Below are 17,800 nucleotides of genomic sequence, written 5' to 3' on the forward strand. Positions count from 1 at the left end.
CCAAGGCTTTCCATTATTAATTTTGTATTATAATATGCTTTAAGAATAATCATTGCCGGTGCTGGTCGGTGTGTTGCGCTGCCGCCCGAAAACTGGCTTCACAATAAGGACAGAGGGCATGTTAGAACTAAGTACACTGGACTGGCTGGTGCTGGCCGGTTTTGCACTGCTGATGGTTGGGGTCGTCGTCGCCTCGATGCGGCAAAAAGAAGAAGACACCACCGACTACTTTCTGGCCGGCCGCAATGCCGGCTGGCTGGTGATTGGCGCGTCGATTTTCGCCTCCAATATCGGCTCAGAACATCTGGTCGGTTTATCCGGCTCCGGCGCTGAATCCGGTATGGCGCTGGCGCACTGGGAATTACAGTCCTGGATCATCTTATTACTCGGCTGGATCTTTGTGCCTTTTTACTGGAGCAGTAAGGTCTACACCATGCCGGAATTTCTCGAGCGGCGTTTTAACCCGCAGTCGCGCAGTTTTTTGTCGGTCATTTCGCTGGTCAGTTATGTACTGACCAAAGTCGCGGTCACTGTCTATGCCGGCGGCGTCGCTTTTAAAACCATTCTGGGCATAGAAAGCATCTGGGGCATCGACTTTTTCTGGATCTCCGCCGTTGGCCTCGTGGTGCTGACCGGTATTTATACGGTGCTGGGCGGCATGAAAGCCATTATGTGGACATCTGTCATTCAGACGCCGGTGCTGATTATCGGCTCCGTGGTGATTTTGGTGGTTGGCCTGGATCAGGTCGGCGGCTGGGCCGAGATGGAGCGGTTAAACGGCGAGAATATGCATTTGATGCGCGCCGCCAGCGACGCCAATTTCCCCTGGCCTGGTATTGTATTTGGCTCTTTTATTATCGGTTTTTGGTACTGGTGTACTGACCAATACATCGTGCAACGGGTGTTGTCGGCCAAGGGCATTCAGGCGGCGCGACGCGGCACTATCTTTGCCGGTTATCTGAAACTGCTGCCGGTGTTTATTTTCCTGGTACCCGGCCTGATTGCGCATGCACTGCAGGCCAAAGGCATCATTTCTTTTGACAGTGCTGACCAGGCTTTTCCGACGCTGGTGGCCGAATTGTTACCGTCCGGCGTCAAAGGTATTGTGATTGGCGGTTTGGTTGCGGCGCTGATGAGTTCGCTGGCTTCCCTGTTTAACTCCTCTGCCACCTTGTTCACCATCGACTTTTATAAAAAGTACAAACCAGAATCTTCCGAGCAGCAGCTGTTAAAAGTCGGACGTATCGCCACTGTCGTCGTAGTGGTGCTGGGGATTTTGTGGATCCCGGTGATGAGCCTGATTGCTGACGTGTTGTATGAATATCTGCAAAGTGTGCAGTCGTTAATAGCACCGGGCATTGCGGCGGTATTTTTACTCGGCATTTGTAGCAAACGCATCACGCCAACTGCTGGTTACGTCGGGCTGGTGGCCGGTTTTGTACTCGGCATGTTCCGACTGGTGTTATTGCCGTTTCGCGATGCCATTCATGGCACATCAATCGCCTGGGTCGTTGAAATGAACTGGCTGTATTATTGTGTGTTGTTATTTGTGCTTGTGTGCCTGATTGTTATAGGCCTGAGCTTTGTTACTAAAGCGCCGACTGAAGACAATGTGCGTGGCCTGACTTTTTCCACGCTGGGTAAAGACACCCTGCAGGATGTGCTCAAAGGCCTGGACAAGTGGGATTATATTCACACTGCGATCATTCTGGGGATCACTGCCTTTATCTACTGGCGCTTCTGGTAAGTCGCCTTCCGCCGCCAAAGCCAGCGCTGCTGGCTTTGGCTTTTTCTGCGCAATGTGGCTGGTTAATCTGCCTGCTCAGGCGCAAACAGCGGAAAGCCGTTGGCGTCCCACTGCAGCAGCCGCAACCGGGTATGCCGGTTAGGGTCGGTCAGCGGCGTACCCTGTAAATCACGATATTCTCGGCTGTGATAAACCATCACCTCAGTTTTACCATCTTCAGCCAGCACAAAACTGTTATGCCCGGGGCCAAACCGTTTCAATGCGGCGTTGGTGGCAAACACCGGTTCCGGCTGTTTTTGCCAGCTCTGCGGCTTCAATAAATCGGCATTGGCGTCGGCCCACAGCAAGCCCATCGCATAACGATGGTCGGTGGCGCTCGCCGAATAAGTGACAAAAACCCGACCGTTTTTGACCAGTACCGCCGGGCCTTCGTTGACTTTGTAGCCCTGAATTTCCCAAGGCAAGGTCGGCTCACTGAGTTTGACGGGTGTACCTTTGATCCGGGTCGGACCGTCCATTTCAGCGAGCCACAGCGCTGAATTATAAGTCTGCGCCACATCCTGCTGCGCCCACAGCAGATACTGTTTGTCGCGATGAGTAAAAGTGGTGGCATCGAGTGCAAAGGTGTCGAGATGAGTTTTTAGTTCGCCCTCCTCGTGCCAGTGGCCTTGTTTGGGGTCGGCAGATGGGTTGGACAGCACATACATGCGAATGTGAAACGGCGCATCAGTGCGGCTGGCAGCAAAATACAGATACCAGATATTGTTGATGCGGTGCAGCTCTGGCGCCCAGATATTGGCACTCATAGGCCCATTGGCTTTTTTCTGCCACACCTGCACCGGCTCAGCGGTTTTTAAGCCAGCTAAAGTGCAGCTGGAGCGAATTTCCAGCGCGGAGAAATCCGGCACTGTCGCAGTAAAATGGTAACAGCCACTGGCGGCATCGCGATGGATAAAAGGGTCGGCCCGTTGCAGCAACAGCGGATTTTGCGGCAAAGTAACGGCGCCAGTTGCTGGTAACGCGAGCAGACATGCCAAAGTCAACACAGTAAAACGCATCGATGGACCTCCTGTGGTCGTTGCTCTTGTGAGCAGCAGATCTATTCTGTATTATTAATATTGTATTACTTATTAGCAAGAAGCAACCAGGCAGGAGCAGCAAAGATGCAATTTCGGGCGACCCCAACACTGCTAAGAGCACTAAAGAGAGCACTGAAGGCCGGACTGAAGACGAGACTGGCAACAACATTGACCGCTATCGCGCTGCTGTCCGCCAGTGCGCTGGTACAAGCCAAACAACTGGAAGTGCACGACCCGGTTCTGGCCAAAGCCGGTGGCAAGTATTATGTGTTCAGCACAGGACCCGGCATCACCATCTATCAATCCAAAGACCTGCAGCAATGGCAACCGGCCGGCCGGGTCTTTGCGACAGAGCCAACATGGGCCAAAAGCATAGCGCCGACCTTTGACGGTCATCTGTGGGCGCCGGATATTTTTGAAAAAGACGGCACTTTTTATCTGTATTATTCAGTCTCTGCTTTTGGCAAAAATACTTCGGCCATTGGTGTAGCCACCAATAAAACATTAGATCCAAGCGCGAAAAACTATCAATGGCAGGACCAAGGGATAGTGCTGCAATCGGTGCCGGAGCGCGACCACTGGAACGCGATTGACCCTGCCATTATCCGCGATGAACACGGCGAACACTGGATGAGTTTTGGCTCTTTTTGGGAGGGGCTAAAACTGGTCAAACTGGACAACAGCCTGACCCGTCTCGCCGAGCCGCAGCAATGGCACAGTATCGCCAAACGACCACGTAACCCGGCATTGCCAGACGGCGAGCCGGGCGATGGCGCTATTGAAGCGCCTTATATCTTCCATAAAAACGGCTATTACTACTTGTTTGTATCCTTTGACAAATGTTGCCGTGGCAAAGACAGCGATTACAAAATCATGGTTGGACGCAGTAAAAGCGTGATCGGGCCTTATGTCGACAAAGCCGGTAAGCCGATGCTGCAAGGCGGTGGCACCTTAGTGCTGCAGGGCGATAAAGATTGGGTGGCGCTTGGCCATAATGCGGCTTACAGCATTGATGGCAACGATTATCTGGTGTTTCATGCGTACGAGACGGCAGACAAGGCACTGCAAAAACTGAAAGTGCTGCCAATGCAATGGCAGGACGGCTGGCCTGTGGTTGAGCAACAAGCGTTGAATCAATATCGGACCACGCTCATCAACAAATAAATCTCTGGTTTATTTTCAACTGCGGGCTGCCAGCAGATAGCGGCAGCCCTGCTCTTCAGTGTCAGGGCTTTAACAGCCGGATACCATAAATACCACCTGCGACAGAACCGGCTTTAGCGACAAACTTCAGCTGGTGGCGGCCTTTTTCACTGTGTTGAAGCAAGGCCTGCGGGATAACGTAATCGACGCTGTAAATACCGGCCTCAGACATTGGTTGTAACACCACATCCGCCAACAACTGGCCGTTCAGTAACACTGAAAACTGCCGGCCGGCGTCGCCACTGAAATACTCCAACCGCAGCACAGTCGCTTGCTTAAGGGCATCGGTTAACTGATAACTGAACCAGTTGCGGCTGTCACGCCAGTGCCGGCCATTGTTGTTACCACTTTGACTGGCTTCGCCCTGGTACTGGTGCTCCACTTCCGGTTGCTGCTGGCCCGGCTGGATCTGGTCCAACGTGCGGGCCGCCAACAAGGCTTCCTCCTCAGCCCGCGCCGTCGCCGCTTTAACAAACGCCGGATAGGCAGCTGTGGCCACTTGCTGCAGATAAATCTGATAACGCTGGTCGTGCACGCGGAAAAATGGCACCAGCTGCGCCACCGGCTGTTGCTGCCAGATTTGTGGCCGCGCCGCCTGAAGACCTGGCGCGGCAAAAGCTAATGGCCCGGGCAGCCGTTGCAGGCTCTGTAAAAAAGCCTGCGGTTCACCAACCAATAACGGTGCGGCACCTTCCGGGCACAAAGCACCGGCAGCGATATGGCCCATCCGGCTGTCGTCGGCGACAAACTTCAGCTGCTCGCCTTTTAATGGCGGCAGAGGCTGCGCCAGCGCCACCGGGCCATACAGCACTGCGTAGTTTGCAGCCACATCAGCAGCCTTGTGGTCGTTCGCTCGCTGACCCGGTAACTGCTCAAGCCGAAGCTGCGGGTCCAGACTGAAACTCAGCACATCACCGGCTTGCAGCGCCAATGCTGCGCTGACATAACCGGGCCTGAGATCCCGGGTTTGCACCGCCTGACCGTTTAATCGCAACTGCAATGGCGCGCCCTGCCAGGCTGGCCGGCGAATGCTGATGCGCTGGAGTTTTCCGGCGCCCGGCGCCTGCAACACGGTCAGCCGAACACTGTTGTCATCGGGGAATGCTGTTGTAAGCGCCAGCTGCAGCCCTTGCTCCGGCCAGAGCAGCGTCGATGGGATAAATAGGTTCAGCAGTAATTCGCCGCCGGCGTGGGCGTAAATCAGCTCGTTATATTTGCTGTGATTTTCCAGCCCGGAGCCAACGCAACACCACATCGACTGGTCGTGCGCCGAATACATCCGGTAATGCCCGGACCGCATCGGCGTGAAATACACCAGACCGCCGTGCTGCGGATGTTGCGACGACAAAATATGGTTGTAGCTGGCGCGTTCATAGAAGTTTAAATAGCGGGTGTCACCACTTTGCAAGTACAGCAGCTTCGCCAGCTTTAACATATTGTAGGTATTACAGGTTTCCGGCCCTTCGACGTCTTCCAGCATCGGACGGAAATCGTCCGCCTGATGGAAATGCTCGCGGACGCTGTTGCCACCAATGACCACTGAGCGACGCTCGATCACGGTCTGATAAAAAAACTGCGCCGCCTGCTGCCAGTCCGGTAAACCGGCACTGGCTCCGACCCGCCAAAAACCAATCACTTTGGGAATTTGCGTGTTGGCATGCAAACCGCTGAGCTGGTCCTGCTGCTGTAACAGTGGCGTTAATAAACTTTGCTGCGAATAACGTTGTGCCAGCTGCAAATACGCCGGGTCGCCGCTGATCGCCGCCAAATCGGTTAAAGATTCATTGAGGCCACCATGTTCGCTGACCAGCAACTGCTGAATTTGCGCGCCACTGAGCCCGGCATTGACCTGTAAAAACCACTGCCCCAAATTCAGCAGCAGGCTTTTGGCCTGCGGTTTGTGCGCCAGCAGCCAGGCATCGGTCAAACCGGCAAATGTTTTATGCAAATTATATAAAGGCACCCAGCGCTGATTCAGGCTGAACAATTCACTGTTGATCTGGCCGGCGCGTATTTGTTGCCACAGCTGCCGCCCGCCAGGAATACCACCGAGATAACCGGCATCAGGCCCACTGCCATACGCCTGCTGCACCTTGGTTAAGCGCTGTAGCAGTGCATCCAGTCGGGAATTAAGCTCTTTGTCGCCGGTTGCGGCCACCGCCAGCGCCAGAGCCGACAAATAATGCCCGCCAATATGACCGTCTAAGCCACTGCTCTCCCAGTTGCCATAAGGAGCGGCCTGAGGCGTTAAACCGGCTTCACGCTCAAAAGGCGCTAACAGCCGGTTGCTGTCAAAATCGAGCAGATATTGCAGATTGGTCTGCTGTGCCTGATAAAAAGGCCCGGCAGTTAAACGCACCTGCGTCAATGCAAAGGGCTGCACTGCTGTGGATACCGCCGGCGCCTGCGCAAAGACAAGCACCGACCAGGCACAACCAACCAGCAGTGCAAGATTAAACTTTATCAGGCGCATCTTAGTTCCTGCTGGAGGTCAGAAAAGGTGACTTAGGGCTGAGCTGGTTTACCGCTGTCTTGGTTTCCCGCTTCCTGGTTTACCAAATTGCGGCATACCGTTTTTATCCCATTGGATAGTCTTCACAAAGGTATGCCGGTCCGGATTCCACAGCGGATCGCCTTCAATTTCAGTGTATTGCCGGCAGTGGTACACCAGAACGTCGGTGCCATCGGCAAGCGTGGTAAAGCTGTTGTGACCTGGGCCAAACATTTTCACAGTGGCGTCGGTCTGAAACACCGGTTGCGGTGATTTCTGCCAGCTGGCCGGGTTCAGTACATCGGCATTTTCATCAGCCCACAGCAGCCCCATACAATAGTTTTCGTCAGTGGCACTGGCGGAATAGCTGATAAAAATTTTGCCATGGCCTTTGAGCACAGCCGGGCCTTCGTTAACCCAAAAGCCACGAATTTCCCAGTCCAGTTCAGGTTTGGTCAGCAATACCGGCGTGCCTTTGATAGCAACCGGCGACGCCATTTCGGCGATATACAAATTCGAGTTGCCGGTGATACCCGGGCCCTTTTGCGCCCACAGATAATAGAGTTTGCCCTGATGGTAAAAAGTGGTGGCATCAAGGCAAAAAGTATCGATACCAGTGTAGATTTGGCCAATAAATTGCCAGTCGGCGGTCAGGGCATTGTCACCGGTGCCTTGAATCACATACATCCGATGCTGAAACAAATTGTCTTTAATAGCCCGGCTTGGCGCTGCGGCAAAATAGACATACCAGACGCCCTGATGATAATGAATTTCCGGCGCCCAAATCAGCTCAGAATAAGACCCTTCTGCCGGTTTACGCCACACCATCACAGCCTCAGCGCTGGCTAAATCTTCCAGCTGCCGGGCACGGCGCAGTTCAATACCATCATAGGCCGGCACTGAGGCGGTAAAATAATAAAAGCCATCTGTATGCCGGTAAATAAACGGGTCGGCACGTTGCGCGATTAACGGCACGTTGCTGTTCATCGGGGAAAAATCAGGCATGAGTCGGAGTTCCTTTTGGTACTGCAGTAGAAGAAGCGGTGACAGCTTGCTGCGCCACAGGCGTCACTTGTAATTCGGTTAATATCTGGCGGTATGTGGCGTCGGTAATGTGGTAGCGCTGCATCAGCACACCCACCGCATAATGAAAGGCGCCGGGGATCAGCGTCAGCATCAGCGCAATGCCGGTCAGCGCCAGCTCACTTTGCGCCACGTCCGGCTGATAACCAAAACCAGCAAGTAACCAGCCGACCACAGCGCCAGCCACGCCCATACCGGCTTTCTGACAAAACGAAATACCACCAAACGACAAGCCGGCTACACGCTGCCCGGTTTTGTGTTCACCATAATCCACCGCTTCAGCAATAGCCGACCAGAACACCGGCGCATGCAAATCCACCACAAAAGAAATCAGGAAAAACATCACAAAAGCCAGCACCACATCGCCGGGGCTTACTAAGGCAAACATCAATACACTCAAAGCACCAACCGCCATCTGGCTGTATTTAAACAGTTTTACTTTGCAATACACTTTGGTGATCCAGGTCGACGCCACCATCGACAATATCGCTGCGCCGACACCAGTGGATAAAAACAACGACTGCATCGTCGTGTCACCGCCGAGATAATATTTGGCGTAATACAAAGCGACGGAGCCACGCACCACATAACCGACAGTGCCAAGTACACAGACACCACAAAGCACCAGCCACTGGTCATTTTTCAGCAACAAAGAAAACTGCTGGCGCAGCGGTTGTTTGTCGACCTGATGCTCCAGTCGCTCTGTCGTGGTGAAAAAACAAAACAGGAAAAATATCACGGCAAGCATCGCCATCAGGCCCATCGCCGCCTGGTAGCCGGCCGCTTTGTCGCCTTGCCAATAGTCTGCACCGGCCAGAATGGGCACTATGATGGTGACCAGGAAAGCGGCGATTTTAGCGAAAAACAACCGATAACCATTGGCTGACAACCGCTCTTTCGGGTCGTCGGTTAATACACCAATCAGTGAAATGTACGGAATAGTCACGGCAGTAAACATCAGCGTGACAAAAATATAAGTGCTGTAGGCCCACACCAGTTTGGCGTTGTAATCGAGGTCGGGCGTACTGAAAGTCAAAAATACCGAGATGCCAAAAGGCACGGCAAATACCAGTAAATACGGCCGGTAGCGGCCCCAACGGCTGTTGAATTTGTCGGTGATCATGCCCATCAGTGGATCTGTGATGGCATCGAGTACCCGCACCACCAGTAACATCAGCGCCATATCCGCTGGCTGCATACCGTACACGTCGGTATAAAAGAAAGTGATGATCAGCATCATCGCCGAGATCACCACATTGACCGCCATATCACCAGCGCCAAAGCCAATTTTTTCCAGCTGCGATAATTTATATCCACTCATCACGCCGTTCTCCCCTGTCTGACGGGCGCTGCTGTTGGCAAGCAACCCGGGTTACTGCAGTTGGCAGATCTGGCTGCCTTATCATTGTGCGTCCAAGATAATATTGTAGGATAATTGCTGCAACCAATAAGTCGTCCCTGCGGCTAAAAAAAGCCCCGCTTGGGCGGGGCTCAAACCAGGAATGTCTAACAGATCACACAGGTCTACAGCTACTTCCAAAAAAGTTACATCGAATAACGCACACCCAGCGCAAAGGTACGGCTGTACAAGGCTGTGCCGAAGTTATTGGTGGTGGCATTGTTGCCGTAATAACTCTGATACAGCTCGTTGGTCAGGTTGGTGCCGTCCAACGTCACTTCAACATTATCGTTGATGCGGTAGCTCAGCTGGAAGTCCATGCTGGCTTCAGCCCGACGCCTCATTTCCAGCGGGTTGGCGAACAGGGCCGCTTCATAGTTGGCGAGGAAATCATCACGCCATGAATAGGACAAGCGCATGCCTAATTTGTCTTTGTCATAGGCCAGCACTACGCTGTACGACGAATCCGACACGCCAAAGACATCAGTGTCTTTGTAGCCGGTGATTTCGCCGGCCGAGTTGGTATCCGGTGTGGTCTGCGACGACGACAGGCGGGTATAGCTGGCCTGAACGCCAAAACCATCCAGCAGCTGCGGCAGATTTTCCGGGAACCAGACCAGGCCCACTTCAGCACCGGACAATTCACCGTTTGACGCGTTATACGGCTGGGTCAGGATAAACTTATACGGCGTTGGATCTGTCGCCGACTTGTCATGCGTCACAGCACGGCGGAAACCGACAACAAAACCTTCGACATCACGGCGGAACAAGGTGCCGTATAACGAGCTGGATTTGGCGAAATACCATTCCAGTGACAAGTCATAGTTTTTCGACTCGGTTGGCTTCAGGTCCGGATTACCGCCACCGGCGGTGCCGTAGCCGATGCCGGTCACGTCTTCGTTATAAATAATCAGCGGGTTTAAATCGCCAAACGACGGATAACGCAGCGTTTCGGTGTAGGCAAAACGTGCCTGTAAATCATCGGTCAGTTCATAACGAGCGGTCAGGCTTGGCAATACCGCGCGGGTTTTGCTTTCACCAGCAGTCACCGGTTGTGGCACACCTGGCGCCGTTTCCTGATAGAACATCGAGTCGGTATCAATACCGGTGTAACGGAAACCGACTTCACCGTCCAGCGTACGGCCGGCCAGCTCAGTTTCGTATTTCCCCTGTAAATACACTGACAAGGTGGTTGAATCGATATCAAAAGAGCGGTTCATGCCCAGTTTGGTCATGCCATAAATCGCCCGGTATTTATCGGCGTTGCCACGGATCTCATGGCCATTCGCCACAGTCCAGCTGCGCGGCACATTGGCTTCACCATCCATAAATCCACTGTTGGTGTAGGCCAGTCCTTCAAGCGATGCGACACTGACACCACCGCCACAGCAACGATCCTGCCGGCTGAACGCAGTCTCAGCACCGCGTTTGTCGTAGCGCACACCAGTATCAATGCGGGTAAAGAGACCGCTGCGGCTGTAAGTTAAATCTGAAGTGAAAGTCACGGCATCACCCTGATCGCTGTTGGCATTGTCGTACATACCATCAATCAGATAAGACGCCGGATTGACCATATCCGCTTCGTTAAGTGCAGCGGTCGTCGGGTCATCTTCGAAATTAAAGCCCGGTACGCCGCCGTGTTCGTTGAAGTCGACGTTGAGTTTGTAAGTGGCACCAGGCCGGATAAAGCGCATCGCGAAGAAGTCGCTGTCGTATTGGCTGTCCTGATAGACAATTTCCGATTTCAGCGCCAGATCTTCATTCAGCTGCCAGGTGCCGCCCAGCGCATAGAGGTAGCTGTCGGTTTTACCGGTCGATAAATCACCGCTGGTAAAGACCCAAGGATGCAGCACAGAACGGGATTTGACGATGTTGGTGCCCGGATGCAGCACCACGTTACCGGCAGCTGCTGCCTGCGCTGGCGTCATGCCGGCATAATCACCCCACCAGTCGGCGAAGGAGAAAAATAAGCTGTTAAAACCTTCGTTGCGATAACCGTTGTAGAAAGTCTCAAACACATACTCTGAGTTTTCATCCGGAGCAAACTGCAATGACAGGTTGGCAGCCGGGCGTTCGCGTTCACCGTTGTAATCACTCTGGAAAATAGCATCACGGCCCAGCATATAAGGGGTGGCTTTGCCATTGATATTAAAAGTTGAACCTGCGGCTGACGGTAAACCTTCCAGTAAACCGGCCTGCCAGATTGGGTCTTCGCTGACACCGCCGCGATTTGGCCACACGCGCTCAAACGGCGTGAATGGTGCTGTGGTGCTTTCGGTCATAAAAGGCACCATAGCGCCGGCTGTGACACTCTGATCGCGGTAACGTAAACGGGAATAAGACAAGTTAACCAAAGCACCAACCTGCCCGGCACTGGTCGCCCATTGATTTGACGCTAAAGCACTGATAGTTGGGTTCGTTTCTTCATTTTGTTCGGTATAAATACCACGGCCGGCGACGATAAATTTTGAGCCTTCAAAGTCAAATGGGCGTTGGGTTTTTACGTCAATCTGACCGGCGATGCCGCTTTCAATCTGGCTGGCAGAGCGGGTTTTATACACATCGACCTGTTTTAACAAACTGGCCGGAATGTCCTGTAACGCCACGGCTGTGCCGGCGGCGGTGAAAATATTGCGGCCATTCACCGTAGTGGTAATGTCACTTAAACCACGGATAGAGACGCCGGACACTTCGCCGGAGCCGCGGTTGGTGACCTGAACGCCGGTCACGCGCTGCAGCGACTCGACGACGTTATTATCCGGAAATTTGCCGATATCCTCGGCGACAATAACATCGACAATCTGCTCTTCTAAACGTTTGACGCCTAAAGCTTTATTCAGACTGCTGCGGATGCCTTTGACCTGAATCACTTCAATATCTTCAGCGCTGGTTTTTTGGTCTTTGGTATTCGCGGTTTCCTGTGCCTGTACTGCCTGGCCAAAAAGCACCAAAAGTATTGCACTGGACAAGTGGCTTCGCTTGAACATGGGTCGTCTTCTCCCGTCGTGTTGTGTATGTGCCGCTCAAGTCCTGTACTGCGCGAACTTTTTCCGGCTTATTGTTTTGTCCATTTGCAGCTTTTACAGCACAGATATCACTGCAAAAGCTACACTGTCAACTTATTGTAGTTTTATAATACTATTGTATGATTATTTAACTGTCAACAAGAGTTCCTGCTTCATTACACTTTTATTTTTTGATTTAAATCAGCTGTTTACGCATAAACAACCGAAAAGATCCGCCTTAGCGGATCCCTTCGCTGCTCATGATCACGCGTTTCAGCGTGCCATCGGTGTTGTAATACAAGGGGTCTATCGCCACCGAGCGGCGAAAACGCCCGCCGCTCTGTCGGCCTTCCGCCGGTGGCACGGCGCCGGTGTGATAGATAAAGTAGGATTTACCCTGAAATTCGATAATCGACTGATGGTTAGTCTCTGAATTACCGGCAATTTCATTCAGGATACCCTGATATTGCCAGGGGCCGTGAATACTGCGGCTGGTGGCATAACAGATCTTTTCCGGAAAGCCGCAGGCATAAGACAAATAATATGTATCGCCTTTACTGTGTACCCAGGCCGCTTCAGTAAAGTCGGTTAAATCAATGGTTTTTATCTCACCGTCCAGTTCAGTCATATTGGCTTTGAGCTTGACGTACTTCGGCACCACATTGCCAAAAAACAGATAAGCCTGACCGTCTTTGTCGATAAATATAGCGGGATCTATGTCATCCCAATCGTTTTTGGTCTGAGTGGTCATGTCGTTGGTGACCAGCGCTTTGCCGATGGCGTCTTTAAAAGGCCCAAGCGGGCTGTCTGCTACTGCGACGCCAATAGCAAAACCGGGTTTGTCGTCTTTATGCCGCACTGTGGTGTAAAAATAGAACTTGCCGTTACGTTCAATCGCATGCGCCGCCCAGGCGTCGCCTTTGGCCCATTTGAAGTCGGTTGCTTTAAGCACAGGCCCATGCCGCTGCCAGGTTTTCATATCTTTAGAGCTGAATAACAACCAGTCATGCATGACAAAAAAACCATTGTTATCAGGTGCTTCGTCATGTCCAGTGTAGAGATACACAGTGTCACCATGCACCAAAGCGGCTGGATCTGCGGTCAGCACATCGTCAAACAGCGGATTTTTCGCCAGCGCCGGTACTGTCCATAAGGCGGCAATACAACAAGCTGCCAACGCCTTTTTGCTCAATTTACCCATCTTTACTCCTTCAAAGCGTCTGACCGTCAGGGCTGCCGTTACAGCGGCAGCTCGACGGTCATATTGTACTATTTTAAACCAATGAGATAGCGGTTATGGCACCATGCTTTGCTGATAAAGCTGCAATACATCTTCGGCGCTGATGGCTTCGCCATAAACCTGTACTTCATCCAGCATGCCTTTAAACGGCGTATCCCAGAAGTTGACGCCAAGGCCAAAGCCTTTGGTGCCGCTGGCGCCAAACACATTCGGGAAGTTAGTGCCACTGAACACAACCTGGCCATTCAGGTAGATTTTTACCGCACCGCCACTGACCACAAACACCAGCTGTGACCAGCTGTTTAGTGGCACCCGTTGGCCAATGCCGGCGTCATACCAGGCGGTGCCTGACCACAACATCGTGTTTTCACCGACGCCGCCATGGCCACGCGGCACCAGACTGACCCAACTGCTTAAGCTGGCATAACCGAAAAAGGCCGTGGTGTAATTGGTAAGCTGGGCTGGATTCAACCAGAGCGCCACGCTGTAGCTATGGTCGGTGATGAGGTTATCGGCTAAGCGCACACCAGAGCTACCGTTCAATACCAGCGCCTGACCTTTGATACCAGCCTGATAACTCAACACACCACCGCCTTGGTCCAACTTAGCTCCAGTGCTGCTGCCAGCATTAAAACGGCCAGTAGCATCGGCCAGATTGCTTTGGTCAAAATTGAAGTTGGCCAACGGCGTTGGCGGCGCCAACGAGCGTACAGTCACAACAAAATCACGGTTTTGCTGCAGACCATTCAGATTCACAGTCGCAGTCAGCGTGACTTGCCGGTCCGGCTCGGTCAGGCCAGGGCGTGTCACTTTGCCTTGCAGATCTATGGTGCTGAGGTCCGAGGATTGCCACTGCACCACACTGGCAAAAGCGCCGCTTCGTGGCAGAGTCAAATCGCTGCGTACTGCCGAAATATCCCCAAGATTCAGATTGTTGACGGCAATTTGCAGTAACTGCCCATCTTGCAGCCGGTCGACATCCAGCGCTTTCACCTCTGCGGCCGACAACGCAGTTTCATACACTGCCAGCTCATCAATGGCACCATTAAACGGCATGTCCCAGTAGTTCACCCCAAGTGCAAACACCGCTTGCACTGTGCTGAATAAATCACGGAAATTACTGCCGCTAAATTTCAGTACACCGTTGATATACAAACTGAGCTGGCCTTGTTGCACACTAAAAGCCACATGCGTCCATTGATTGACCGGAATTTGCAAACCGGCGCTGCCGTCAAACCAAACCTGACTGCCACTCCACAGCATGGTGTTTTGATCCCAGCTGCGCGGCACCAGACTCAGCCAGTTATCCGGGTTGGCAGCGGCAAAAAATGCCGGCGTGAACTGGGTTAACACTGCCGGGTTCAGCCACAGCGACACGGTATATGTGTGGCTATTGATCAGACCGTCCGGTAAGCGCACACCATTCTGGCCATTGAGCTGCAGCGCTTGTCCGGCTTTGCCAGTGGTGAAACTGACAACGCCATTGCTGTCCGGTCTGTTGGCGGTAGCACGGCCTTGACCGAATAACCCCGTGCTGTCAGCTAAGTTCTGCTCAAAGCGATACAACGCGGTACGGTTGTAGGCTTTGCGGGCTTTGACTTTGATACTGAAGGTTTTTTGCTGCGTGACGCCTTGTAACGTCACTGTTGCCGTCAGTTCCACTGTGGCATCCGCGTTGCCTGCCGCCGGAGGCTCGACTTTACCGTTTGCCGCAATCACCTCTGGCAAAGACGAGCTCCACTGAATAGTTGCGCCCTGGGCGCCACGGCTGGCCAACGGCAAGTCTGTGACCGTCTCGGCCGGTACACTCAGGCTATTCAGCGTTTGCTGCACTAAATCGGCGGCGCTTAACACTGGCAACCTGCTGCCCCACACCGCTTCGCCTTTGGCGGATAACGCCGTGAACGTGGGCACCAGCTGTGTGGTGTTGTCGTTATATTGCCAGGACCGTACGCCGTTAAAGCTACCCATGCCGGTGATATTCAGCGTGATTTGTTGTTTGTCGCCAAGCGAATAACTACCGCTGACATCACCACTGATACTGCCGTCGGCGTTTAACGTCAGATAGACCGAGCGATGTGGTGTGCGGTTAATATCTTTGCCGTGGTTGATAAACTGATAAGTGCCGAGCACATCAGTTTTATCCACCAGATTTGCGCCCTGCACCGGTGCGTAGCGGTGTGGCGAGGCCACCAGCCAGCCGTCGGCATTCACAAACAGCTGATGCACACGAATTTCATGGCCTTCGCCTTTATCCGGGAAGCGGGTGTGGAAGATGACAAAATGCTGTTTGGTAGTAGCATCGTAATAGGCAGAATTGTGGCCAGGCGCCATATAACCATGGTCCGAACCCGGGTCGCCCGGATTGTGCTCAAACAGATGGCCGCCCATTAACTTCACGCCAAAAGGTGCAATCGATGACCAGCCACCAGACGCGCCCAGCATATTGCGGCCTTCAGCATCCAGAAACGGCCCTTGTGGTGTGCGGGCGCGGGCGATGCGCATGTTGTAGCCGTCGTTCTGGGCAAAACCGCCAAATGAGGTAAACAGGTAGTAGTAGTCGGACTCCGGGCTATAGAACATAAAAGGCCCTTCGATGGCGCTGTAATAACCGCCCATGATCTTGGTGCCATAACCCTGCCCCGGCAGCGCGAAACCGGTTTGCGGGTTCAGTTCCAGCACAAAAATACCGCCGGAATAGGAACCGTATACCATCCAGAGCCGGCCGGTTTTATCAAAAAATACGTCCGGATCTATTGCATTCGGATGGATGTTACCGTTGTAAACATTACCGTCTATACCAGGGTTTTCGCTGCCACGATGGCCGCTTTTCAGCATTAGCCCCAGATTGCGATAAGGCCCTTCGATATTCTCAGACACGGCCACGCCTAAATACGAGCGCGACGAATCACATTCACCATTTTCCGGCGAAGCGCAGTGGTTGTAGTAAAAATAATATTTGCCGTCAGCCAGTTGGATCACATCAGAGGCCCAGGAGCCAACATGGCCACCCGACCAGGCGATGCCTTCGGCCGCTTCGGTCTGATAAGTGGCGAACAGTGGATTGGCATTATTGACGCCTTCGGCTACCAGCTGCCAGTTCATCAGGTCGGTTGTTTTCGCTACCGCCAGATGGGAGCCAAACACATAAAAACGACCGTCGGTTAGATGGATCACCGATGGGTCATGCACAGTGGCATTTTGATAAGACACCGGGGTTTGCAGCGTCGGGTCCGGCAGGTTGTTGTCAGACAACTGCTGAAAGACCGCAGCGCTGTAGCTGAAAGCACCGCGGCTATTGGCAAAATACACCCGCACCGGCGTGCTGAGCGTGGTTACATCAAAATAAGGCCGGCCGGCACTGTCTTTGCCGTGCGCATTGGTGACCGCATAAGTGCTGCTCATAATCACCAGCCGCAGCGGCTGATCGGTGGTTGGGGCTGGTGCCTGCAGAATCTTGTTGTCGGTGTAATAGCCGACGTTACGCACCGTCACCCGCGCACCCTTCTGCACGGTTGCGCCAGTCAGCTGTTGCCACTCAGCAGCAACGGCGCTGCACCACAGCACCGGAGCTACACAGAGCAACAGCAATGAAAACACATGTTTAGCCATGATGCTGCGCTCCTGTGGCGGCGCGGTCTGTACCAACGCGACCTGTGCCAGCACGTGGCAACAGCAACAAACCGGCGCACAATAACAACAGGCTGGCCGGCGCCGGCACATCACGGCTTTCCAGCTGCAACTGACTCAAGGTCAGACTGTCGCCGAGCACAAAATCATTGTCCTGCACACCAAATTCCAGCGTCAGATTACGGCCAATCCAGCTGGTCAGGTTAAAACGGCCACCGGCGGATAAATCCAATACATCGTTTGTGTCTAAATCACGCAGCTGGGCAAAATAAAAATCAGCGCTGCTACTGAGCAAAGCTTTGAGATTAAACTGCAGCCACAAAGCTTTACCGGGGCCCACAGCGTCCAGTTGTAAGTCCTGATACATCAGCAGGCTCCATAACTCGCGCTGTGCCTGAAGTGCAGTAGTCAAAGTCACATTGCTGCCAGACAAACTAAATGCTGCCGGATAAGCGCCAAACAGTTCACCACTGTCAGTTGCGTCGCTACCGCTTTGCTGATCAGTCCAACTAACTGCTGCTTGCCAATGCTGAAAACCCTGACTGAAATCCGGGTTGAGCAGGCCTGCCTGTGCCATGCCGGAACATCCGAGCAAAACTGGCAACAGACACTGCCGGAGTGTCTTCTTCATCGTCTTCTCCTGTTACGCCACCGTTCGGGCGGTGGCCTTGTTGTCAGCCTGCAGCTGCAGGCTTGCTCCTCTGCCTGTGACGGATCACAGACGTGAAAACTGCGGGTCTGAAGTCACGGGGCCACACAGCATTGCCCGCGCGTTGCAGCGGGCAGAGGAATACAAGGCCGGAGGACGTCAGTGCGGGCGCCTACACGCCAAATGCAATATTGTATTACAATATTAATAAACTAAAGGTAAGGGGCTGTAAAGAGCGGAAATAGGGAAATTTTGTGGTTAATGCGGTGGATGT

General features: G+C 53.1%; 10 protein-coding genes. 2 read left to right on the plus strand and 8 right to left on the minus strand.

The features are described 5' to 3' along the window. Positions 1-118 precede the first annotated feature (118 nt). Complete coding sequence (locus Q399_RS0112790) at positions 119-1,747, plus strand: sodium:solute symporter (RefSeq protein WP_031569032.1); 1,629 nt, start codon at positions 119-121, stop codon at positions 1,745-1,747. A 62-nt stretch (positions 1,748-1,809) separates the two neighbouring features. Here Q399_RS0112790 and Q399_RS0112795 read toward each other — a convergent pair whose 3' ends face one another. After that, complete coding sequence (locus Q399_RS0112795; RefSeq protein WP_031569035.1) at positions 1,810-2,805, minus strand: glycoside hydrolase family 43 protein; 996 nt, start codon at positions 2,803-2,805, stop codon at positions 1,810-1,812. A gap of 105 nt (positions 2,806-2,910) precedes the next feature. On the opposite strand from Q399_RS0112795, the gene Q399_RS0112800 reads away from it, so the two are divergent. Continuing rightward, positions 2,911-3,990: an arabinan endo-1,5-alpha-L-arabinosidase gene (locus Q399_RS0112800; RefSeq protein WP_084164300.1), complete on the plus strand. Its 1,080-nt coding sequence runs from the start codon at positions 2,911-2,913 to the stop codon at positions 3,988-3,990. Positions 3,991-4,051: 61 nt separating this feature from the next. Here the strand turns inward: Q399_RS0112800 and Q399_RS0112805 are convergent, their stop codons facing one another. The 7 genes from Q399_RS0112805 to Q399_RS22030 form a co-directional block, all read right to left on the minus strand. Next, a complete protein-coding gene (locus Q399_RS0112805; RefSeq protein ID WP_031569040.1) occupies positions 4,052-6,502 on the minus strand; it encodes a beta-L-arabinofuranosidase domain-containing protein in 2,451 nt (816 codons plus the stop codon). 48 nt (positions 6,503-6,550) lie between these two features. Then, the gene (locus Q399_RS0112810; protein ID WP_211253319.1) at positions 6,551-7,525 is read right to left on the minus strand and encodes a glycoside hydrolase family 43 protein; all 975 of its coding nucleotides are present in this window, start codon (positions 7,523-7,525) and stop codon (positions 6,551-6,553) included. Beyond that, positions 7,518-8,924 carry an MFS transporter gene (locus tag Q399_RS0112815; protein ID WP_051685962.1) on the minus strand — a complete coding sequence of 469 codons (1,407 nt, stop codon included), beginning with the start codon at positions 8,922-8,924 and terminating at the stop codon, positions 7,518-7,520. The genes Q399_RS0112810 and Q399_RS0112815 overlap by 8 nt, the downstream gene beginning before the upstream one ends. Positions 8,925-9,148: 224 nt before the next feature. Beyond that, positions 9,149-11,989, minus strand: a complete 2,841-nt coding sequence (locus Q399_RS0112820) for a TonB-dependent receptor (protein ID WP_031569045.1) — start codon at positions 11,987-11,989, stop codon at positions 9,149-9,151. A 256-nt stretch (positions 11,990-12,245) separates the two neighbouring features. Next, a complete protein-coding gene (locus Q399_RS0112825) occupies positions 12,246-13,208 on the minus strand; it encodes a glycoside hydrolase family 43 protein (protein ID WP_031569048.1) in 963 nt (320 codons plus the stop codon). A 93-nt stretch (positions 13,209-13,301) separates the two neighbouring features. Further along, complete coding sequence (locus tag Q399_RS0112830; protein WP_031569050.1) at positions 13,302-16,859, minus strand: LamG-like jellyroll fold domain-containing protein; 3,558 nt, start codon at positions 16,857-16,859, stop codon at positions 13,302-13,304. Further along, the gene (locus tag Q399_RS22030; protein WP_031569052.1) at positions 16,852-17,508 is read right to left on the minus strand and encodes a hypothetical protein; all 657 of its coding nucleotides are present in this window, start codon (positions 17,506-17,508) and stop codon (positions 16,852-16,854) included. The genes Q399_RS0112830 and Q399_RS22030 overlap by 8 nt, the downstream gene beginning before the upstream one ends. Positions 17,509-17,800 lie beyond the last annotated feature (292 nt).

The organism is Rheinheimera texasensis DSM 17496, assembly GCF_000711985.1.
GTDB lineage: Bacteria > Pseudomonadota > Gammaproteobacteria > Enterobacterales > Alteromonadaceae > Pararheinheimera > Pararheinheimera texasensis.